The 22358-nt window shown below is 59.3% G+C and carries 16 protein-coding genes; 10 read left to right on the top strand and 6 right to left on the bottom strand.

Annotated features, from left to right (window positions below; translation table 11 throughout):
* Nucleotides 1-21 precede the first annotated feature (21 nt).
* Complete coding sequence (locus VNS12_RS11225) at nucleotides 22-2193, top strand: RNA degradosome polyphosphate kinase (RefSeq protein WP_414693111.1); 2172 nt, start codon at nucleotides 22-24, stop codon at nucleotides 2191-2193.
* Nucleotides 2190-3731, top strand: coding sequence for a Ppx/GppA phosphatase family protein (locus VNS12_RS11220; RefSeq protein ID WP_325487925.1), 1542 nt, complete (start codon nucleotides 2190-2192; stop codon nucleotides 3729-3731). The genes VNS12_RS11225 and VNS12_RS11220 overlap by 4 nt, the downstream gene beginning before the upstream one ends.
* A 7-nt stretch (nucleotides 3732-3738) precedes the next feature.
* On the opposite strand, the gene rnd is transcribed toward VNS12_RS11220, so the two are convergent.
* Nucleotides 3739-4896: a ribonuclease D gene (rnd, locus tag VNS12_RS11215; protein ID WP_325487924.1), complete on the bottom strand. Its 1158-nt coding sequence runs from the start codon at nucleotides 4894-4896 to the stop codon at nucleotides 3739-3741.
* A gap of 238 nt (nucleotides 4897-5134) precedes the next feature.
* Between rnd and aspS the strand changes: the two genes are divergently transcribed.
* The 3 genes from aspS to VNS12_RS11200 all read left to right on the top strand — a co-directional run bounded on the left by aspS (nucleotide 5135) and on the right by VNS12_RS11200 (nucleotide 10966).
* Nucleotides 5135-6919 (top strand): aspartate--tRNA ligase, encoded by a 1785-nt coding sequence (gene aspS, locus VNS12_RS11210; RefSeq protein ID WP_325487923.1) that lies wholly within the window; start codon nucleotides 5135-5137, stop codon nucleotides 6917-6919.
* Between the two features lie 95 nt (nucleotides 6920-7014).
* Complete coding sequence (locus VNS12_RS11205) at nucleotides 7015-8604, top strand: EAL domain-containing protein (RefSeq protein WP_325487922.1); 1590 nt, start codon at nucleotides 7015-7017, stop codon at nucleotides 8602-8604.
* A gap of 76 nt (nucleotides 8605-8680) precedes the next feature.
* Nucleotides 8681-10966 carry an NADP-dependent malic enzyme gene (locus VNS12_RS11200; protein WP_325487921.1) on the top strand — a complete coding sequence of 762 codons (2286 nt, stop codon included), beginning with the start codon at nucleotides 8681-8683 and terminating at the stop codon, nucleotides 10964-10966.
* 42 nt (nucleotides 10967-11008) lie between these two features.
* On the opposite strand, the gene VNS12_RS11195 is transcribed toward VNS12_RS11200, so the two are convergent.
* From VNS12_RS11195 to VNS12_RS11180, 4 genes are all read right to left on the bottom strand, one after another.
* Nucleotides 11009-12487 carry an AMP nucleosidase gene (locus VNS12_RS11195; RefSeq protein WP_325487920.1) on the bottom strand — a complete coding sequence of 493 codons (1479 nt, stop codon included), beginning with the start codon at nucleotides 12485-12487 and terminating at the stop codon, nucleotides 11009-11011.
* 272 nt (nucleotides 12488-12759) lie between these two features.
* Complete coding sequence (locus VNS12_RS11190) at nucleotides 12760-13179, bottom strand: DUF1801 domain-containing protein (protein ID WP_325487919.1); 420 nt, start codon at nucleotides 13177-13179, stop codon at nucleotides 12760-12762.
* 11 nt (nucleotides 13180-13190) lie between these two features.
* Nucleotides 13191-13790 carry a DUF1176 domain-containing protein gene (locus VNS12_RS11185; RefSeq protein WP_325487918.1) on the bottom strand — a complete coding sequence of 200 codons (600 nt, stop codon included), beginning with the start codon at nucleotides 13788-13790 and terminating at the stop codon, nucleotides 13191-13193.
* 53 nt (nucleotides 13791-13843) lie between these two features.
* The gene (locus VNS12_RS11180; protein WP_325487917.1) at nucleotides 13844-15097 is read right to left on the bottom strand and encodes an aminopeptidase; all 1254 of its coding nucleotides are present in this window, start codon (nucleotides 15095-15097) and stop codon (nucleotides 13844-13846) included.
* 112 nt (nucleotides 15098-15209) lie between these two features.
* Here VNS12_RS11180 and VNS12_RS11175 point away from each other — a divergent pair, with 112 nt between their 5' ends.
* A complete protein-coding gene (locus VNS12_RS11175; protein WP_325487916.1) occupies nucleotides 15210-16421 on the top strand; it encodes a TIGR03862 family flavoprotein in 1212 nt (403 codons plus the stop codon).
* Here the strand turns inward: VNS12_RS11175 and VNS12_RS11170 are convergent.
* Nucleotides 16418-17296, bottom strand: a complete 879-nt coding sequence (locus VNS12_RS11170) for a helix-turn-helix domain-containing protein (RefSeq protein WP_325487915.1) — start codon at nucleotides 17294-17296, stop codon at nucleotides 16418-16420. The genes VNS12_RS11175 and VNS12_RS11170 overlap by 4 nt on opposite strands.
* 105 nt (nucleotides 17297-17401) lie before the next feature.
* On the opposite strand from VNS12_RS11170, the gene pobA reads away from it, so the two are divergent.
* The 4 genes from pobA (at nucleotide 17402) to VNS12_RS11150 (ending at nucleotide 22348) form a co-directional block, all read left to right on the top strand.
* On the top strand, nucleotides 17402-18571 hold the full coding sequence (gene pobA, locus VNS12_RS11165; protein WP_325487914.1) for a 4-hydroxybenzoate 3-monooxygenase: 1170 nt from the start codon (nucleotides 17402-17404) through the stop codon (nucleotides 18569-18571).
* Nucleotides 18572-18752: 181 nt separating this feature from the next.
* A complete protein-coding gene (locus VNS12_RS11160) occupies nucleotides 18753-19889 on the top strand; it encodes an ABC transporter permease (RefSeq protein ID WP_325487913.1) in 1137 nt (378 codons plus the stop codon).
* A 2-nt stretch (nucleotides 19890-19891) separates the two neighbouring features.
* A complete protein-coding gene (locus VNS12_RS11155) occupies nucleotides 19892-20671 on the top strand; it encodes an ABC transporter ATP-binding protein (RefSeq protein WP_325487912.1) in 780 nt (259 codons plus the stop codon).
* Between the two features lie 3 nt (nucleotides 20672-20674).
* A complete protein-coding gene (locus tag VNS12_RS11150; protein ID WP_325487911.1) occupies nucleotides 20675-22348 on the top strand; it encodes an MlaD family protein in 1674 nt (557 codons plus the stop codon).
* Nucleotides 22349-22358 lie beyond the last annotated feature (10 nt).

Here is a 22358-nt window from a genome sequence, read left to right as displayed (position 1 = left end):
GGGAAGGCAAAAATGGACGACATGGCACAAGAGCATCCTCTCGGCGACGAAGCGGCCCCCGATATCGAGGCCCTCAGAGCAAGCCCGGCGCGCTTTGTAAACCGCGAGGTTAGCTGGTTGCAGTTCAACATGCGGGTGCTGGAGGAAGCGGCCAATCCCAACCATCCGCTGCTCGAACGCCTGCGGTTCGTGTCGATTTCAGCCAGCAATCTCGATGAGTTCTTCATGGTCCGGGTGGCCGGGCTCAAGGGACAGTTGCGGGCCGGATTGCCGCGCGAAAGCGCTGACGGTATGACGCCTTCCGAGCAGATCGAGGAGATCACGACGCTGGCCCAGCACCTGCACCTTGAACAGCAGGATCGCTGGCAGTCCATCCGCGAGGAGCTCTACGAGCAGAACATCGTGATCCATGAGGCAGAAGACCTCATGGAAGACCAGATCGACTTCCTGCAAAAGATTTTCCGCGAGGACGTATTTCCTGTTCTCACCCCGATTGCCATCGACCCCGCGCACCCCTTTCCGTTCATTCCCAATCTGGGATTTGCCCTGGCGTTCCAGCTCGACAGGGTGACGGACAATTCCCGGCTGACCGCACTGGTGCGCATTCCGACCAATCTCGACCGTTTCATCAAGCTGCCGACTTCAGCTATTTCCGACCGGCAGGTGGAGATGGTGACCGTCGAAACGATGGTCAAACTGTTCTTCCACAAGATCTTTCCCGGCTATAGCATTGTCGGATACGGCTCTTTCCGCATTGTGCGCGACAGCGAAATCGAAATTGACGACGAGGCAGCGGACCTCGTGGTCGAATTTGAATCCGCGTTGCGGCAGCGGCGGCGGGGACAAGTCATCCGGCTTGAAATCGAACGCTCCATGCCCCGATCACTCAAGCGGTTGATTGCGGAAGAACTGGGCATTTCGGCCGAAGATACATTTGCAGTTGATGGGTTCATGGCGCTCGCCGATGCCGGGAAGCTCTGTGATCTGGACCGCCCGGAGCTGAAATTTCCGCGCTATCACGCGCGCTTTCCGGAAAGAATCCGGGACCATCACGGGGATTGTTTCGCCGCAATCCAGGAAAAAGACATCGTCGTCCACCACCCCTATGAAAGCTTCGATGTGGTGGCCCAGTTCATTGCGCAGGCGGCGCGTGATCCCGAAGTGGTAGCGATCAAGCAAACGCTCTACCGAACGTCAAAGGACTCCCCGATCGTCAAGGCGCTGATCGCAGCCGCTGAGGTCGGCAAATCGGTGACGGCACTGGTCGAGCTCAAGGCGCGCTTTGACGAGGAGGCCAATATCCGCTGGGCGCGCGACCTGGAACGGGCCGGTGTGCAGGTGGTATTCGGGTTCATCGAGCTCAAGACCCACGCCAAGCTCAGCCAGGTTGTGCGCCGAGAGAAAGGCAAGCTGGTTTCATACTGCCATGTGGGAACGGGCAATTATCATCCGGTCACGGCCAAGATTTACACCGACCTGAGCTATTTCACCGCCGATCCGGTGATTACGCGGGACGTGGCGCGGGTGTTCAACTTTATCACCGGCTATGCAAGGCCGAGCGAACTGGAAGCCATTTCAATCTCGCCATTTTCGCTGCGCGGGACCCTGATGGATCACATTGCGGCCGAGATTGAACTGGCGCGGCGCGGCGAGCCGGCGGCGATCTGGTTCAAATGCAACGCGCTGGTCGACCCACAAATCATCGATGCGCTGTATGAGGCCAGCCAGGCGGGGGTGAAGGTTGAACTGGTGGTGCGGGGCATATGCTGCCTGCGACCGGGCATTCCCGGATTTTCCGACAACATCCGGGTGAAATCGATTGTTGGACGGTTTCTGGAGCACTCACGCATCTATTGCTTCGGCAACGGAGGCGAAATGCCGTCCCGTGATGCCGCCGTTTACATCTCGTCGGCGGACCTTATGCCGCGCAATCTGGACTGGCGGGTGGAGACATTGGTGCCCATAAAGAATCGAACGGTTCACAGGCAGATACTCGACCGCATCATGGTAGCCAATCTTCGTGACAACCAGCAGAGTTGGGAAGTGCTTCCCGATGGCACTGCCCAAAGGGTCGTGCCTGGCCATGAGGAAGAACCCTTCAATGCCCATGAATATTTCATGACCAATCCCTCCCTGTCCGGCCGCGGCAGCGCGCTGCACGGGGACAATGAGGATGAGGACACTAACCCTTGATTCGATTCTGGAGCCTCGAATCCGATCCGGCAGGGCAGGGACGCCTTTCCGGAGCGAGACCTGTCGCCGTTCTCGATATCGGCTCAAACTCGGTGCGGCTTGTCGTTTATGAACGGCATGCCCGCTCGCTCACGGTGCTTTACAACGAGAAATCATCAAGCACGCTCGGACGCGGCGTGGCGGCGACGGGTCGCCTTGCCGATACCTCCATGGCCAGTGCCCTCAAAGCCATCCGCAGGTTTGCTCTGGTTTGTAAATTGATGGAAGTGGGCGAGGTGTTCGCGATTGCGACATCGGCAACGCGCGATGCCAGCAACGGGCAGGACTTCGCCAGGAAAGTTGAAGACGTGATCGGCGTGCCGGTGAGGGTGCTCAGCGGTCCCGAGGAAGCTCATTTCGCGGCGCTGGGCGTCATGTCAGGCATGCCTGATTTCAAGGGTATTATCGGTGACCTGGGCGGCGGCAGCCTTGAACTCGCCAAGGTCCACGAAGGCAAAGATACCCAGGTGGAAACCCACGAACTGGGTGTGATCCGTCTGCAGGACGACAGTCAGATGGAGGTGCCGGCCGCAGCCGCGATCATCCGCGAGCGGCTGGCCGGCTCCGAACTGTTGGGGGCAGGGCGCTATAAGTCTTTCGCTGCTGTCGGCGGCACGTGGCGTGCGCTGGCCAAACTGCATCAGACACAGCAGAAGTATCCCCTGCACATGGTGCAGGACTATACGGTAGCCACCAAGGATATCCTGCCGCTCTGCAACGCCCTGATCGCAGGCAATGGGGATAAGCGGCTGCTCAAGGGCATTGAAACCGTATCGGGTTCGCGAAAGGACCTGTTGCCATACGGGGCAGCCGTTCTGGCGGAAGTCTTGCAAGCCGGACAGTTCGACGAGGTTGTTTTTTCTGCCCTCGGCGTACGCGAAGGCTATCTTTATGACCGGCTGAGCGCTGAAGACCGGGCGCTTGATCCACTGTTGCAGGCAGCTGAGGAAATCTCGCTGCTCCGGTCGCGGGCGCCGGAGTTTTGCGGCGAACTGATCGAGGGCAGCAATCAACTGTTTAAGCTGATTGGCATCACAGAGACCGGCGACGAGCAACGATTGCGCAAAGCGGCCTGCTACATGTCCGACATCGGCTGGCGGACGCATCCCGATTATCGGGGCGAACAAAGCATCCAGATGGTGGCATTTTCCGATATCGTCGGCGTCAGCCATGCGGGACGGGCTTTTCTCGCTCGTACGTTGGCGTTCCGGTACATGGGGTTCAAGCAAAAGAGCGAAAGCTCACAACTGCTGGAACTGACGGGGCCCACGATGGAAAAGCGATCGCGGCAACTGGCTGCCTATTTTCGGGTTGCGTACCCGCTGGCAGCAGCCATGCCGGGCATCCTGCCGCGTACGCATTTTTCGCTTGAGGGCAAGACGCTGGTCCTGCACTTGCCATCCGACCTGGCGTTCCTCGATGGCGATCGGATGCGAGGACGGCAGAACCAATTGGCCATCGAGGCCGGGCTGGACGATGGGACGATCGAGGTCGACTGAGTAAGCCTCAGCCGATCTCGACGGGAACTTCCACAACGCCCTTGCGGGTCGCGGCCAAGGCGAGGCGGCCATGCTTAACCGCTAATGCTTTCTCGCCAAACAGCTTACGGCGCCAGCCCTTCAGGGCTTCGACATCGGCATCGTCATCGAGCACGATGGCATCGATATCGTCGGAACTGGCGATGATGCGCGTCGCAACGCCATTGGCATCAGCGACCGACTTCAACAGCACCCGCAACAAGTCGCCGACCGCCCCCTTGGGCGAGGGGCCACGCGGCCTCTCGGGCAATTTGGGTAGCGAGGCCTTGTCCAGCTTCTCGACGGATTTAATGGTTTCGATCAGTTCGGCCGCTGCCGAAGATCGGCCATAGCCGCGCGGAACGGCGCGAAGCTTTTCAAAAGCGTCGGGTGAGGTGGGACGCTGAACAGCCAGTTCCGCTACGGCGTCATCCTTGAGGATGCGCCCGCGGGGCTGGTCGTTCTGCTGCGCCCGGCGCTCACGCCATGCGGCGATGGCTTGCAGGGCAGCCAGATCGAGCGGCCGGTTGACGCGGGCCTTGATTCGCTTCCACGCATCTTCGGGGCGGACCACATAGGTGTCGACATTTTCAAGGATCGCCATTTCGTCGGCGACCCAGGCTCCACGCTTGGCCTTTTCGATTTCCGTACGCAACTGCACGTAAATGTTGCGCAGATGCGTGACGTCGGCGAGCGCGTAAGTGAGCTGCTTTTCAGTCAGCGGACGGTGCGACCAGTCGGTGAAGCGCGAGCTCTTGTCGATCTGTTCGCCAACGATGGCGCGCACCAGATTGTCATAGGACACCGAATCGCCATGCCCGCAAACGCTGGCCGCCACCTGCGTATCAAAGAGCGGCTGGGGAACGATACCGAACATTTTCACGAATATCTCGATATCCTGCCGAGCGGCGTGGAAGACCTTGGTGACGTCGGGATTGACCAGGAGCGCCGCAAAGGGCGCAAGATCGAGCCCATTGGCCAGCGGGTCGATGATCACGGCCTGATCGGGGGTAGCGGCCTGAAGCAGGCAAAGCTTCGGCCAGTAGGTTGTTTCGCGCAAGAATTCCGTATCGACAGTGACGAAATCGTGGGTTGCAGCGTCCTTGCAGAACGCCTCAAGCGCCTGCGTTGTTGTAATGACCTGCATTGAATCGCTATCCAGTTAACAATGATTGCCGGTGTCCTAGCAGCAATGACGCAGCGTCGCAAAGAAAGGAATGCGTTTACTGGACGCACGGGGATGCAGCCGGGTCAATCGACGTCCAGAACGCACCTCGAATGTAAGAGCGGAAACGGCAGGTTGGCTGATCGCGCTTGACATTTTGGGTGCCACATGCGCTTTTCCGGGCAAAATTCCCACTCCGTTTTTCGAAAGACTTCATGTGATGCATCGCTATCGTTCGCACACCTGCGCCCAGCTCACAAAGGCGGATGTCGGCACTACGGCCCGCCTCTCGGGGTGGGTGCACAGGATCCGCGATCACGGCGGCCTGTTGTTCATTGACCTGCGTGATCACTACGGGCTGACCCAGTGTGTGGTCGATCCGGACTCTCCGGCCTTCAAACTGGCCGAGACCTTGCGCGCCGAATGGGTGGTGCGCGTGGATGGGGAGATCAAGGCACGCACCCCGGAAACGACCAACAAGAACCTGCCGACGGGTGAAGTCGAACTGTTCATCCGCGAAATCGAAGTGCTGGGGCAATCAGCCGAATTGCCGCTGCCGGTTTTCGGCGAGCCCGATTATCCTGAAGATATCCGCCTGCGCTATCGGTTCCTCGATCTGCGCCGCGAAACACTGCACGCCAATATCGTCAAGCGCACCAAGATCATCGCGTCGATGCGCAACCGCATGACTGACATCGGATTCGGCGAGTATTCAACACCGATCCTGACGGCCTCGTCGCCGGAAGGGGCGCGGGACTTTCTGGTGCCCAGCCGCATCCATCCGGGCAAGTTCTTCGCGCTGCCACAGGCCCCCCAGCAGTATAAGCAGCTACTTATGGTTGCCGGGTTTGACCGCTACTTCCAGATCGCGCCTTGTTTCCGCGACGAGGACCCGCGAGCTGACCGCCTCCCGGGGGAGTTCTACCAGCTCGATCTGGAAATGAGTTTTGTGACCCAGGAGGAAATCTGGGACACAATGGAGCCTGTGCTGCGTGGCGTGTTCGAAGAGTTCGCCGAGGGCAAGAAGGTCACTCAGCAGTTCCCGCGTATTCCCTACGACGTGGCGATCAGAAAATACGGGACCGACAAGCCGGACCTGAGAAATCCGATCGAGATGCAGGATGTGACGGATCATTTCCGCGATTCCGGCTTCAAGGTGTTTGCCGGTCAGATCGCGGGAGACCCGAAGGTTGAAGTCTGGGCTATTCCTGCACCAACGGGCGGCAGCCGTGCCTTCTGCGATCGCATGAATGCCTGGGCCCAGGGCGAAGGACAGCCGGGGCTGGGCTATATCTTCTTCAAGGACGGCGCCGGTTCTGGCCCGATCGCCAAGAATATCGGCGAAGAACGGGCGGAAGCGATCCGCACGCAGCTTGGCCTTGAAGACGGTGACGCGGTATTCTTCGTTTGCGGCATTCCGTCCAAGTTTCACAGTTTTGCCGGCGCGGCGCGCACGAAGATCGGACAGGATCTGGACCTGATCGATCTCGACAGTTTCGCTCTGTGCTGGATCGTCGATTTCCCCTTCTATGAGTGGGACGAAGAGCAGAAAAAGCTCGAATTCGCGCACAATCCGTTCTCGATGCCTCAGGGTGGAAAGGCTGCCCTGGACGGTGAGGACCCGTTGTCGATCAAGGCCTACCAGTTCGACGCTGTGTGCAATGGTTTTGAAATCGCATCCGGGTCCATTCGTAACCAGCAGCCCGAGACCATGGTTGCAGCCTTCGAAAAGGTCGGCTTGTCGCGCAGCGATGTGGAAGAGCGTTTCGGGGGGCTCTATCGGGCGTTCCAGTATGGCGCACCGCCGCATGGCGGCATGGCGGCTGGTGTGGACCGGGTTGTGATGCTGTTGTGTGGCGTGCAGAACCTGCGTGAAATCACGCTGTTCCCCATGAACCAGCAGGCGGAAGACTTGCTGATGGGAGCGCCCAGCGAAGCATCGACCCAGCAATTACGCGAGCTGCATCTCCGCCTCAATCTGCCTGCGGAAAAGAAATCCAGCTAACGCTGCGGGCCCAGGAGCGTGACGCTCTCTTAATGGGCAGTTAAAGCCTTGCCCGCTACTATCGCCCTCTGGGGTCGGTTTTAGCGGGCAGGGTCTTGCGGTCGCGCTTTTCGCAATTGATTTGGCTGGTGGTTGCGCTGCTGGCATTTCTGCCGGTGGTCGCTGTCGATCATCTGCTGGATCGATATGTGACGGTGCGCGAGACCGCCAACCTGCAGGCGACAGTCGACGCCATCACCCATGATTCTCAGGCAACGGTGCATGACGGCATCCAGTCGTTGCGCCGCATTCTGGCCAGCAGTCCCTCGCTGTGCGCAGCCACCTTTCTCGACAATGTCGAGCATGAACTGGCGGGCAATCCGTTTTTGCGGCAAGTCCTCGTCGAAAATAGCGACGGAGTGCGCTATTGCGCTGCGTACGAGCATGCAGCCGCTTACCGTGTCCTTTCCGGGGAACTGACGATCCCGGGATCGACCGAAACCCTCAGCGTCGTCACCATGGACGGCGACACGCCGTTGCTCAAGATCACCCAGCGTTTCGGGCGAGAGCGCACAGTGTCTGCGCTGGTGCTGGCCTCACCGATGTTGATGCGCCAAGCCGTGCCGCTCCTGAGCGACATCGGCTATTTGCAAGTGTCCCTGACCGATGGCGCCCCGATCCTGTTACGGGGCGACCAATCCGCTGGACCGGGCGGGGGGCGCAGCGAAGACTATCTTGCCGCACGGTCCTTTGCCGGAGACATTCCGGTGAAAGTGGAGGCGCGCATCTCCTTTTCGCAAGTGCGCGCCGATTACGCGCAACTCGATGTCGGCTTCACGATTGCGGCGTGCTTTATGGGCATCCTGGTGCTGATCCTCGCCATCCAGTATGTGCGCAAGGCCGATGTTGTCGCGTTCGACCTGGAGCGGGCCATCGTAGCCGGTGAGATGAAACCCTATTACCAGCCGGTGATCAATCTCAGGACCGGAAAGATCAGCGGCTGCGAAGTCCTGATCCGGTGGGTCAGGAAAAACGGGGAGATCGTTCCGCCAGCGGTCTTTATTGACTATGCGGAAATGTCCGGGCTGGCGATTCCGATGACGCTGAGCCTGATGGAGCAAGTCCGCTACGACCTTGAAGACCTTTGCCGCGAAATTCCCGACTTCAAGATTTCGATCAATCTTTTCGAAGGGCATTTCCGCGACGGGTCGATCGTCGACGATATCCAGTCGATATTCGAGGGGAGCGGAATTTCCTACCGCCAGCTTGTCTTTGAGATCACCGAACGCCGCCCACTGGATGACCGCAACGCTGCCAACAGGGTTATCACCGCCATGCACAAGCTGGGTGTGCGGATCGCCATGGACGACGCGGGAACCGGGCATTCCAACCTGGCCGATCTTCAGACCCTCGGCATCGATATCGTCAAGATCGACAAGATCTTTGTCGAGATGATCAAGGATCCCAATGTGCCGGTGCCGGTGGTGGACGGGCTGATTTCCATGGGGCGGGAACTGGGTATCGAAATCGTCGGCGAGGGCGTCGAAACGCAGGCGCAGGCGTTGTACCTGCGTTCAAAGAACGTGGCGTTCGCTCAGGGGTATCTGTTTTCACCGCCCCTCAAGCTCGCTTCTTTCCTCGTCCTGGCCGACGCGCTAAAACCCAGCACGAAGAACACCAATTTGTCCCGCAGATTGGCCGCATAGCGGAAAAGATCAGCGCGCCAGCTTCCAATTATCTATGATTGGTGGCAGGTATCAGCCATCAATTCAAGGAGAGGGAATGACCGACGAACCGCGCGATCCGCAGAAGGCGCTCCAAGAAGCTGCGCTGCATTTCCACCAGTATCCCAAGCCCGGCAAGATCGAGATTGCAGCGACCAAGCCGTTGGCCAATCAGCGCGATCTGGCGTTGGCGTATTCGCCCGGAGTGGCTGCGCCGTGTGAAGAGATTGCGCGCGATCCGCAGGCGGCGGCGAAATACACAGCGCGAGGCAACCTCGTTGCGGTGATTTCCAATGGCACTGCGGTTCTGGGTCTTGGCAATATCGGCGCCCTGGCCTCCAAACCGGTCATGGAAGGCAAGGCGGTTCTGTTCAAGAAGTTCGCCGGCATCGATTCGATCGATATCGAGATCGACGAAGAAGATCCCAAGAAATTCATCGAAACCGTCGCTCCGATGTGGCCGAGTTTCGGCGGGATCAATCTCGAAGACATCAAGGCACCCGATTGTTTCGAGATCGAGGAAGCGCTGCGAGAGCGCATGCCCATTCCGGTGTTCCATGACGATCAGCATGGCACGGCTATCATTGTCGCCGCCGCAATCCTCAACGGGTTGCAGATTGCCGGCAAGGATATCTCCAAGGTCAAGATCTGCACGTCCGGCGCAGGCGCCGCCGCGATTGCCTGCCTCAATATGCTGATTGCCGTGGGCGCGAAGCGCGAAAACATCTGGGTGGCGGATCGCGAAGGGCTGGTGACCACCAAGCGTGACAATACCGTCGACCGCTGGCGCGGTTCGTTTGCCCAGGACACCGACAAGACCTCGCTGGCCGAGGTAATGGAAGGCGCTGATATCTTCCTTGGACTTTCGGCCGCCGGAGCGCTGAAGCGGGAAATGCTGCGCGAGATGGCGCCCGATCCGCTGATCCTGGCGCTATCCAACCCTGTTCCGGAAATCATGCCGGAAATCGCGCAGGAAGAACGTCCTGATGCGATGATCTGCACGGGCCGGTCGGACTACCCGAACCAGGTCAACAACGTTCTGTGTTTCCCGTTCATCTTCCGTGGCGCGCTCGACGTCGGAGCGACGACCATCAACGAGGAAATGAAGGCCGCGGCGGCCCATGCGATCGCCAGGTTGGCCCATGAGCCGGTTCTTGAAGCGGCGCCGGGAACACCCTCGACCTTCGGGCGCGACTATCTGATTCCCAATCCGTTCGATCAGCGCCTGATTATGCGCATCGCCCCTGCCGTGGCCAAGGCGGCAATGGACACCGGTGTGGCCCAGCGTCCGATCGAGGATTTTGCGGCCTATAAGGACAGCCTCAATCGCTTCGTGTTCCGCTCGGGGATGGTGATGAAGCCGATGATCGAGCGCGCCAAGGGGGCCGGGCAGCGGGTGGCTTTCGCCGATGGCGAGGACGAACGGGTGCTGCGCGCCACGCAAGTGATCCTCGACGAGGAAATCGCGCAGCCGATCCTGATCGGGCGGCCCTACGTGATCGACCAAAGGATCGAGCGGCTGGGGCTTCAACTCAAGCCGGGCCGGGATTTCGAGATCATCAACCCCGAGGATGACCCGCGCTACAAGGAATATGTATCGCTGTTCCATTCGCTGGTGGGGCGGTCCGGGGTCACGCCGGATACGGCTCGAACGATCGTGCGCACCAACACGACGGTGATCGGGGCGCTGGCGGTCAAGCGGGGCGAGGCGGACGGGCTGATCTGCGGGCTGGAAGGGCGCTACATCAAGCATGTGCGCGACATCAAGTCGGTGATCGGCCTCGCCGAGGGCGTGCAGGACGTATCGGCGCTGTCGATGCTCATCATGTCGCGCGGGGTGTTCTGCCTAGCGGACACCTATGTGAATATGGACCCGACCGAAGACGAAATCGTCTCGATCACGTTGCAGGCGCGCGACCATCTGCGCCGCTTCAACATCGAGGCCAAGGCAGCGCTGTTGAGCTATTCCAATTTCGGATCGCGAACCGGAACCACGGCGCTGAAAATGAAAAGCGCCTATGAAAAGCTGAAGCAGGTGGCCCCCGATCTGATTGTCGAGGGCGAATTGCAGGGCGATCTCGCCCTCAATGAAACGCTGCGCGAGCGCTATATTCCAGACTCGGTTCTCAAGGGTGAAGCCAATCTCCTGGTCTTCCCCAATCTGGAAAGCGCCAACCTTTCCATGACCTTGCTCAAGGAAATGAACAATGCGCTTCCGGTTGGGCCGATCCTGATGGGAACCAAAAGCCCGGCGCATATCCTTGCGCCTTCGGTCACCAGCCGGGGGATCGTCAATATGGCGGCGGTGACGGTCAGCGAAAGCCTGGCTCTCAAGGACCGGTAAACAAGAGGCGCCTCCGGAAACTCTCCAGAGGCGCCTTTTTTTCTATTGGAAGGCAGTTTCGGCGAAGGAGCGCAGTTTGCGCGAATGGAGCCGGGCAATAGGCTCGTTGCGCAAGATTTCCATCGCCTTGAGACCAATCAGCAAGTGTCGGTTGACCTGCGTACGATAAAAATCGGACGCCATTCCGGGCAGCTTCAATTCGCCATGCAGCGGCTTGTCGGAAACGCACAAAAGCGTGCCATAGGGCACCCGGAACCTGAACCCGTTGGCTGCGATCGTGGCGCTTTCCATATCCAGTGCGATGGCCCGGGACTGGGACAGACGGCGCACAATCTCGTTCTGATCGCGCAGTTCCCAATTGCGGTTGTCGATGGTGAACACCGTACCGGTGCGCATGATCGCCTTGGCTTCAAGGCCTTCGAGATCCGTGATTTCAGCTACCGCGTCCTGAAGGGCGACCTGAATTTCAGCAAGCGCCGGGATGGGAACGGTGACAGGAAGGTCGTCATCAAGGACGTGATCTTCGCGCACATAGGCATGCGCCAGCACGTAATCGCCCAGGGACTGGGAATTGCGCAACCCGGCGCAGTGCCCCAGCATCAGCCAGGCGTGGGGCCGCAGCACGGCGACATGGTCGGTTGCGGTCTTGGCGTTGGACGGGCCGACGCCGATATTGATCATCGTGATGCCGCGACCATTGGAGGCGGTCAGATGGTAGGCCGGCATCTGTGACTGGCGTGCGGGCGGGGTGCCGACGGTGCCACCACCCAGGCGGGTATTCATGGTGATGACGTTGCCGGGCTCAACGAAGCTTTCGTAAAATTCGTGCCCCTCGCTCATCCACTGGTGGGCGAGGCGGGTAAATTCCTCAATGTAGAACTGATAATTGGTGAAGATCACGAAGTTTTGGAAATGGTCCGGCGTCGTGGCCATATAGTGATGCAAGCGGTGCAGCGAATAATCGACCCGTGGGCCGGTGAAGGCAGCCAGAGGGTAGGGGCCGCCCGCAGGGGGGATGAAGGTGCCATTGGCGATCTCGTCGTCCATATGGGCAAGATCGGGCACATCGAACAGATCCCTCAACGGGGCGCCGACTTCATCGAGCGTTTCACCCTCTACGCGCTCCTTGGGATCGACGGCAAAATGCAGCGGAATGGGCGTATCGGATTCCCCGATCTCAATCTCTCCGCCATGGTTCTTGAGGATCAGCGAGAAGTTTTCGATCAGGTATTTGTGAAACAGCTCGGGCTGGGTGAGCGTGGTTTGATAGACCCCGGGGCTGTGAAGGAAGCCATAGGCCAGGCGGGAATTGGCGTATTGCTGGAAACTGGTCGAAAGCACCTGGGCCTTGGGATAAAAGGCCCGCACCTTGCCCGGCGGGACCTTGCCTTGCATCAGATTGAACAGGTGGTCGCGGATGAAGCTGGTATTGCGATCATAGATTTCGCAAACGTATTCCCAGGCCTTGACCGGATCTGAGAACGATTTCAGCGGCAACGGTGGGGGAGTGACGAGTTTCATGCCCATATCCTATTCTTGCTCTTATTTGCTCCAGCCATGGCAGTTTCCCGGTCGCCGTGCAATGGGCGCTCATGAGGGCAGACAAACATCACACTTCGGTGATCCGGCCTTTTGTCGCCGCATTGGCGCACGATATTAGATGCGTCTGCTGGACTGGCAAACGAGCCCATGCACCGGCGGACCCAGGCTTCCGCTGTAGTCCCCCAAGCCCTCAACAGCGCGGCGGAAGCATATACGGAGACCGCAGCAGTCCGCCCGGCGCTGCGGTCTCTTCATTTTGTGGGATACGTGGCCCGCATATAACGGACCGCATCTGCGATCAGTTCTTCCAGAACCGCCAGATCAATATCGGCCAAAGCCCTGATGTACAGGCATGATTTGCCGAGGGTGTGCGTGCCCAGTTTTGCCAGCAGTTCATCGTACCGGGAAAAACCGGGCGTGATATAAAGGTTCAGATTGGCCTTGCGGGGTGAAAAGCCGACTAGCGGCCAATCATACGGCTTTTTTGCCGATTGAACGGTGTAAGCGCCGAACCCCACGATTGCAGGTCCCCACATCACCGGATCCGAGCCGGTAACGTTTTGCATGATAGCGATCAGAGTCTTGCAATCCTCACGTTTTTGCACGGGCTCGACGGAGGTGAGGAACTCATGGACATCGCGATCGGTGGGGCGGGTTTTCCGTTCGGCCATCCGGCAATTGCCTATTCGAAGTTTACCAGCCGCTTGGGACGCTGTTTGCCATCATATTGGGCATCGACGTCAAAAGACTTGAGGACGAAGCTGCCCTTGATGAAGCGCCATGTGCCGCTCGAAAAGGCATCACCAATACCTCGCCACAACGCATGGCTCGTGATTGTACCGGTTTCGGGATCGAATTCAGAGTTGGTGAGAACGGAGGTGCTTTCATAGCCAGTCAGTGGGATATCCAGTACTGCGCCGTCAAAGTCGTCGTTTTCATAGATCACATCGAAATGCGGCATGGCAAAACCGATCGGTTGAGGCCCATCGAATTCGGTATCGAGATAATAGACGTGATTGGCGTTATAAGCGCCTGATCCACAAAAGAATTTGTAAAGCGTGGCGGTCTCGATCTCGTCGGAATGCTCGTATTGCCAGCTTAGCTCCCAGCTTTGCGAAGGGTAATAGTCCCGCGCCGCAGTGTCGCCATCGAGAAAGCAGAGTTGGGTAAAGCCCTGTTTGAAATGGCTGTAGGCCGCGCTGGATTCGATGGCTTTGTCCTGCGCGATCACAAGGCTTGGCAAGGCGATGAAGAGGGCAGTCAGAAAACCATTTCTGTGCATACTACGCTCCATGATGCCGGCTGAGGGAGGGCCGGTTTCGGCCCCCCGCCAAGTCAGTTGGCCCATTCACCCTTGCGGAAAACGGGAACAGGCTCGCCGTCCTGGGTGATGCCGTCGATATCCATTTCGCCTGAACCAATCATCCAATCGATATGGATGAGGCTGGAATTGCCGCCCTTGTCGGCCACTTGCTGCTCGGTCAGCTTGTCACCATCCACAAAGCATTCAGTGTAGCACTGGCCCATGGCGATGTGGCACGCGGCGTTTTCATCGAACAAGGTGTTGTAGAACAAGACGCCTGATTGCGAGATGGGCGAGGAATGGGGAACGAGAGCGACTTCTCCGAGGCGGCGACCGCCTTCGTCGGTATCGAGGACCTTGTTCCAGACCGCTTCACCGCGCGAGGCGCGAACCTCGACCGCCACCCCATCCTTGAAGACCATTTCGATGTCCTCGATCAGGGTTCCGTTATGGGAGAGAGGCTTTGTCGAGCGAACATGACCGTTTACGCGGCGGGCATGGGGCGTCGTGAACACTTCCTCGGTGGGAATGTTGGGGTTGCAGGTGATGCCGTTCTTGGCCAGCGATGCACCGCCGGCCCATTCGTGATCGTCAGCGAGCCCGACCACGAGATCGGTGCCGGGAGCGCGGAAATGCAGGTCACGGAAACGCATCTGGTTGAGCCAGTCGCGCCGGGCATGAAGATCGGCATTATGGGCTTTCCAGGCAGAGACCGGATCGTCCTGATCGACACGCGAGGCTGCAAAGATCGCGTCGGCCAGCCTGGCCACGGCTTCGTCTTCGCCCAGATCGGGAAACACCAGCTTTGCCCATTTCGGATTGGGATAGGAGACAATGTTCCAGTTGATCTCGAAACCGGTGATCTTCTTGATTGCGGGCTTGTAGGCGATCGAATTGGCGCGATTGGCCCGGGCAACCTTTTCCGGATCCTCACTGGCCAGCATCATGGGATTATCGCCAGCGATGGCGAGTCGGGCGGTGTTCGATCCGAAAGCCTTTGCCATGCCCTCATAAAGCCAGTCCGCCGCCTGGTCGAAGGCTTCATCACTGGCATAGCGATAGCGGGCGAGAGTGGTTTCCTCGTCGGAATAGATGGTGGTAACGAGACCGGCGCCGGCCTTGTAGGCATGTTCGGTGATCCTGCGCACCAGAGGCAGGGCAGACAGCGGCGCGGTGATCAGAAGGTTCTGCCCCGCTTCCAGTCCAAGGCCGGTGTGAACCGCAACCTGGGCCAGCTTTTCGAGCTTTTCGGGACTAACGGGCGCGTCGGCGCGTGACTCGGACATGATGGGGCTCTTTGCTCTATGAGATGACTCAGAATGAACGGCGAGCCTAACGGTTTGACAGGCGGGGGAAAAGGGTGTTCTGCCCGGTTGGATGGCGGTGGAATCGAACGATATGAACAAGCGGATTGCAATCATCGGTGGCGGACCGGCAGGGCTGATGGCAGCAGAAACGCTTTCGGCAGCGGGGCACGCCGTAACCGTTTTTGAAGCGATGCCGACGGTAGGGCGAAAGCTGCTGATGGCCGGAAAATCGGGGCTGAACCTCACCCATGCCGAGCCGATGGATGAGTTCATGACCAGGTTTGGGGCAGCGCGACTGCGTCTGGAACCGGCATTGAGGGACTTCGACAATGCCGCCATGCGCAAATGGGCCGGGGGTCTGGGAACCGAAACCTTTGTCGGCTCCTCGGGGCGGGTGTTTCCGGTGGCGATGAAGGCATCACCGTTGTTGCGGGCGTGGCTGAAGCGGCTGGAAGCTCAGAACGTCACCATCCTCACCCGCCACCGCTGGATCGGGTTTGAGGGTGACGCCCTGAGGTTCGAAACGACGGATCGCCGATATAGCGAAAGGTTCGATGCGACCATCCTGGCGCTGGGTGGCGCCAGTTGGAAACGGCTTGGGTCCGACGCGGCATGGGTGCCCTGGCTGGAGGCCGAGGGCGTGGGGATCGTGCCCTTCAGACCGGCCAATTGCGGATTTGACGTGGGGTGGAGCACGCACTTTATCGAGCGGTTTGCGGGAGCGCCGGTCAAATCGGTGGCGGCAAAGTCGGGGGCAGGGACCAGTCGGGGGGAATTCGTCATTTCCCAACACGGTATTGAAGGCAGTCTGGCTTATGCTCACTCCGCCGCGCTGCGGGATGCGCTGGAAGAGGGACCCGCATCCCTGTTGCTCGATCTATCGCCCGAAAGATCCTTCGAACGGCTGGAGCGGGACCTTTTAAGGCAACCGGCGAAGGCCAGTTTCTCCAACCGGCTGCGCAAGGGGGCAGGGCTGGATGCGGTTAAATCAGCGCTGGCACGAGAGCTGACCGACGACGTGCAGCGCAGCAACGCTTCGGAGCTCGCCCGGGCCATCAAGGCGCTCCCCATACCACTGTTGCGGCCGCGTCCGATTGACGAGGCAATTTCGGTGGCGGGCGGGGTGACATGGGAAGCGATCACCGAGCATTTCATGCTCAAGAACGCTCCAGGAGTATTCGTCGCCGGTGAAATGATTGACTGGGAAGCGCCGACCGGCGGCTATTTGCTGAATGCCTGCCTCGCAACCGGACGCGCCGCCGCACAGGCGGCGCACGCCTATGTGACGCAGGCGGCTATCTAGCCGGTTACCGATGCCCTGTTGCGATAGTCCTGTGGGGAAGTTCCTACCCGACGGCGAAAGAACCGGCTGAAATAGGCCGCGTCCTGATAGCCCAAAAGGAAGGCGATTTCCTTGATGCTCAGGACGCTGAATTGCAGATAGCGCTGGGCTTCCAGCACGATACGCCGCTCGATGACATTGAGCGCCGACGTGCCGAACACGTGATTGCAGACGCGATTGAGGTGCGTCGAACTGATACCCAGCGCGGCGGCATAATCCCCGATAGTGCGGGATTTGCCGTACCGGTCGTCCACAAGGGCCTGAAACGAGCGCGCTAGCATCTCGGCTCTCGTCCCTTTCACGTCGGTTTGCCGTTCAGCAAGCAGAGCGGTGCGGTGAATCTGGACCAGCAGCAGCGCGGCGCGCGCCTTGAGGGCCAGCCTCTGCCCCGGCTCCAGCCGGTCCCCTTCGGCAATCAAATCGACAAAAGCATCGGCCACGGCCGCGCCAGAGCCACCGAGGCCGGTCAGATCGAGAATGGAAGGTCTTTGGCACAGCGCGGCGATCTGCGGGGCGTCCGCCAGCAATTCCATAAGATCGCGCGAGACGAGGGTCAGGACATGGCCCAGAACATCGTCGGAAAAGCGAAAGCCGTGAACGATGACCGGCGGAATAATCAAAAGGGTAGGGCCGCTGACAGGGGTGACCTGATCGTCAAAGGTCACTTCCGCCGTGCCATTGGCGACAAACAGCAATTGCGTAAGCTGCTCGTGGCGGTGCGGCGCAATGCGGAAGCCATGCAGGCTTGAGCGGGAAGTGATGGTTTCCCAATGCATCCAGGTGTCTGCGGGGGCAATGCTTTCGCCGTACAGGGCGTAGGAGGGAATGGATGACATGTTCGTATAATGCAAGCCTTTGTTGGCTCTGTCCATTGCGCGGAATCCGGAGTGCGGGAAAGCTGGACATCATTTGCAACGTCGCGGGCAGAGGGGCAGGACAGCATGCGCACACAGGTTGCCATTATCGGAGCGGGACCCGCGGGGCTGGCGTTGGGACGGTTGCTGGAGCGCTCCGGGATCGACGCCATCATTCTCGAACGGCGCAGCGCCGACTACGTTCTGGGGCGCATCCGCGCGGGGGTTCTGGAGCAGAGTTCAGCCGATCTGCTCAGGCGGATTGGCGTGGGAGAACGGCTCGAACGTGAAGGGATCGTCCATACCGGCTGCGAGCTGTCGTTCGATGGCGACATGCTCAGGATCGACTTTGAGGATTTGATCGAACGCCATGTGGTCGTTTACGGCCAGACAGAGGTGGTTCGCGACCTGATGGATGCCCGTGCGCAATCGGGAGGCCAGATCGTCTATGAGGCCGAAGATGTCGAAATCGTCCAAAATGAGGGTACAGCGACCGTCAGCTACACCAAAGACGGGCAAAGGCTGGACATCATTGCCGATTTCGTCGCTGGCTGCGATGGCTATCATGGCGTGAGCCGGGCCAGTGTCCCATCATCCGCTTTCAAGACCTTTGAGCGCACCTATCCGTTCGGTTGGCTCGGTGTGTTGGTTGATCAGCCGCCAGTCGCCGACGAACTGATCTATGCCCATCATGAGCGCGGATTCGCGCTGTGTTCAATGCGCTCGCACACGCGCAGCCGGTATTACGTGCAGGTAGGGGCGCAGGAACGGGTCAGCGACTGGTCGGACGATCGGTTCTGGGACGAATTGCGCGCTCGTATCAAACCCGACCTGGCCGAGACACTTAAAACCGGCGCCTCGATTGAAAAGTCGATCGCGCCGCTGCGCAGCTTCGTCGTCGAGCCGGTAAGATTTGGAAATCTTTTCCTCGCTGGAGACGCTGCTCATATCGTACCGCCGACCGGAGCGAAAGGCCTCAACATGGCGCTCCATGATGTAGAGGTCCTGGCCGATGCATTGGTGGAGTTTTACCATGAACGCAGTCATGCGGGCATTGACGCCTATTCGCGGGTCATCGTGGAAAACACCTGGCGTACCGAGCGCTTCTCATGGTGGATGACCACGTTACTGCATACATTCAGCGAGGAGGGGGAATTCGGGCGGCGTATCCAGCGCGCTGAATTCGATTATCTGGCAGCCTCCCGCGCTGCCCAGCAATCGTTGGCGGAAAACTACACCGGATTTCGCATCGGATAAGGTGACCTGAAGGTACCTCTTCGGCACAAACCTGCCATTGCATTCTTGCATCACACTGCGCCAAGTGTGGTCGTGTGTCTCCCATCGGGTCCGATCGGACTGTGACAACGCTCCTTCGCTATGTTAACCGCTTTGTAACGAGCGGCCCCGGTGGCTGCTGGCGGGAGATTCGCTTCAGGGAATGGTGCAGCAGCGCGAGCCACAGGTTGAGATTGCGGAGGGCGACGGTGGAGTCGTTGCCCGCCTGTCTGGCCCGTGGACGACTCATCATGCAGCACAGCTCGACGCTCTGATCGACAAGACATTTGCGGCCAGCAAGAAGGGGCGGATCGAGTTCGATCTCAGTGGCGTTTCCGCACTCGACACTGTCGGAGCCTGGCTGCTGGCGCGCCGTCGTTCCGCAGGCGAAACGGGCAGGGACGTGGCCATTGCCGGGGCCAGTGCTGCTCATGCAACGCTTTTGGAGCATGTCAACGCGGTAGAGCCGCATCAGCCAGTACAAAAGCAGAGATTGCCGCGGCTGTTACGGCCATTCGACCGGCTGGGCCGCATGACAGTCGGCGCGCTGGGGGACGTGGTTTCGATTCACGCGGTGCTGGGTCGGACGCTGGCGGCAGCCGGTTCCACGCTGGCGCTGCGCGCACCGTTCCGGTTTGCCGCAGTGGTCAATCAGTTCGACCTGATTGCCCTGCGTGCCGTTCCCATAGTCATGCTCATTTCGATTGTTGTCGGTGCAATCATCACTCAGCAATCGATCCTTCAACTCAACAATTTTGGCGTTGCGATCTATGTGGTTGATCTGGCAGCCATTTTGATGCTGCGTGAAGTGGGCCTGCTGCTTGCCGCCATCATGGTTGCGGGGCGATCAGGCTCGGCGATCACCGCTGAACTGGGGTCGATGCGGATGCGCGAGGAGCTCGATGCCCTTTCGGTGATCGGCGTCGATCCCTATCAGGTACTGATCCTGCCGCGCATGTTCGCGCTATTGATCGGGTTGCCGTTTCTGGCATTTATCGGCGCATTGTCCGGCCTTGCCGGCGCGGCAGTCGTGGCGCTGATTTACGGTGGAATTCCGATCGATGTCTTTCTGGACCGGCTTCAGGATGCGCTCAACATGCGCACGCTGATGGTGGGATTGATCAAGGCCCCGGTGATGGCTCTAATCATCGGTCTGGTGGCTGCGAATGAAGGATTCAAGGTGGCGGGAAGTTCTGAATCCCTCGGACGCCACACGACCGCATCCGTGGTGAGGGCGATATTCCTCGTTATTGTGGCCGACGGCTTGTTTGCCATGTTTTTCGCGGCGATCGGGGTCTAGCCATGGTGGACATGTCGGTTCCCGATCCCATCATCTCCGTAAAGGATCTCGTCGTTGGCTTTGGCGACCGCAAGGTCATCGACGGCTTCAGCCTTGACGTGCGCCGGGGCGAGGTACTGGGGGTGATCGGGCCATCGGGATCGGGAAAATCGGTAACGTTGCGCACCATCGTGGGGTTGTTGCCCAAAATGTCCGGAACCATCGAAGTTCTGGGCGTGGATTATTCTACCTTGCCGTATCGGGAGCGCATCGCGATCGAGCGCCGCTGGGGCGTTCTGTTCCAGCAAGGCGCGCTGTTTTCGTCGCTCACCGTTCTTGAGAACGTGGAATTTCCAATGCGGGAGCATCTGGATATTCCACGAAAGCTACGCAGGGAAATCGCAAGGTTCAAGATCGATATGGTCGGCCTTGGACCGGAGGCGGAAGGACTTTATCCTTCCGAGCTGTCCGGCGGCATGATCAAGCGCGCGGCACTGGCGCGGGCGCTGGCGCTTGATCCCGACATTGTCTTTCTGGACGAACCCACCGCCGGACTGGACCCGATCGGGGCGGCGCGTTTCGATGAACTCGTTCTCAATCTGAAGAACGCGCTGGGGCTCACCGTCTATATGGTGACGCACGATCTCGACAGTCTCGTCACGGTCTGCGACCGTATCGCGGCGCTGGGCCAGGGCAGGCTGATTGAGGTCGGCCCGCTCGCCCAGTTGCAGAATGCCGACGACCCGTGGCTGATCGAATATTTTCATGGCCCACGCGCCGAGCACCACCTGGAGCACACGTAAACGATGGAAAATAAAGCCAATTACGCCATCGTCGGAGCCTTTGTAACCCTTGTATTGGCTGGGTTCATGGTCTTCATTTACTGGTTCTCGGTCGCCGATGCGGTGCGCGAGAGAACTGCTTATCGCATTGTGTTCGATGGGGCTGTGACGGGGCTGAATGCGGGCACCAATGTGTTATTCAACGGCCTGCCGGTGGGTACTGTCGAGATGGTCGCCATCAACCCCGAGAACCCGGCGCAGGTGGTCGCGCGGATCGGCATTGAGGCGGGCACGCCGGTGATGAACGATACGCGGGCCGTGCTCGAAGTGCAGGGGCTGACTGGCATGGCCAATATCCAGCTTCTGGGCGGCACACTGGACGCCGGACCGCTGGAACCTCCATCGGGTGAAACCATCGCCACCATGCACGGACAGGCGTCGGATTTTCAGCTGATCATGGAAGGTGCGCGCGATATCGTCGCCAATGCGGAGGCAACCTTTGGAAGAATTGACCGGTTCTTTGCCGATAATGAGGCCAATCTTGCCTCGACTTTGGCAAACATCGATCAGCTTTCCGGCAGTCTTGCCGAATTGGTGAGCGGCGCCGGCGCGGCCGGGGATTTCGATTTCAACGCCGTGGTCTCCAATCTGACCAATACGCTGGAAAGCGTGTCAGGCACCTTCTCGGAACTTGAACTGCTGGTTTCTGACAACCGCGACAGCATCTCGACGACGATTGCCAATGCGGAAGTGTTTTCGACGGCACTTGCCTCCAATTCGGATTCGATCGACGGGTTCCTGGCGTCGATGACCGAAACCAGCGAGCGGGTCGGGCCACTGGCGGACGAGTTGCGCGGGTTGACTAATCAAGTGCGAGAGATCGTTGCTGCCATTCCGGCGGAGGACGTGCAGATGATCGTTGCCGATATCGGTAGTTTTGCTCAGGCGCTGTCGAATAATACCGACAATATCGAGGGGTTGTTTGCCGATGCCCGCGCTTTGGCCAGCAATCTGTCTGACGTCTCGGAAGGTCTGGAGGGCGCGCTGGAGGTGATGGATCGGGCCTCGGCTGCGATCGATCCGGACATCATTGCCAGCGCAATGGAGAACATCGACGCCTTTTCGACCGCTCTTGGCAACAATTCGTCCAACATTGACGAGATCATCGTCAACACGCGCGAAATCACCACAACGCTGGGCAGTGCTGCCGACCGGGCCAACACGATCATCGCGCGCATCGACGAGATGATCACCACCGAAGATGGACAGACATTGTTCAACGAAGTGGGAGCAACCGCGACTTCGTTGCGCCAGTTGATCGAACGCGTCGATTCCATGGTCGCATCGGACGACGGCCAGACGCTGTTCGCCGATTTCAGCGCGGCAGCCAATTCGATCCGCGAACTGTCGGACCGGCTGAACGCCATGGCCAGCTCGGAAGAAGGCCGGGCGCTGATCGCCAATATCGGGGCTGCTGCCAACTCCGTAGAAAGCCTTGCCGGTGCGCTCGACGAACGGACGCAGGCAATTTCGGCGGGCATTATCGGCTTCACCAATAACGGGCTGGGCGCTTATCAAACGCTTGCCAACGAGGCGGTGCGGAGCCTTAATTTGTTCAACCGCGTTCTCCAGCAGATCGAACGCAATCCGCAGTCGCTGGTCTTCGGCGGGGAAACCGTTCGCGACTTTGCTCCTTGACCCCAGAAGG

It is taken from the genome of Pelagibacterium sp. (genome assembly GCF_035555455.1).
Classification (GTDB): domain Bacteria; phylum Pseudomonadota; class Alphaproteobacteria; order Rhizobiales; family Devosiaceae; genus Pelagibacterium.
This window is presented reverse-complemented; position numbering and strand designations above follow the sequence as displayed.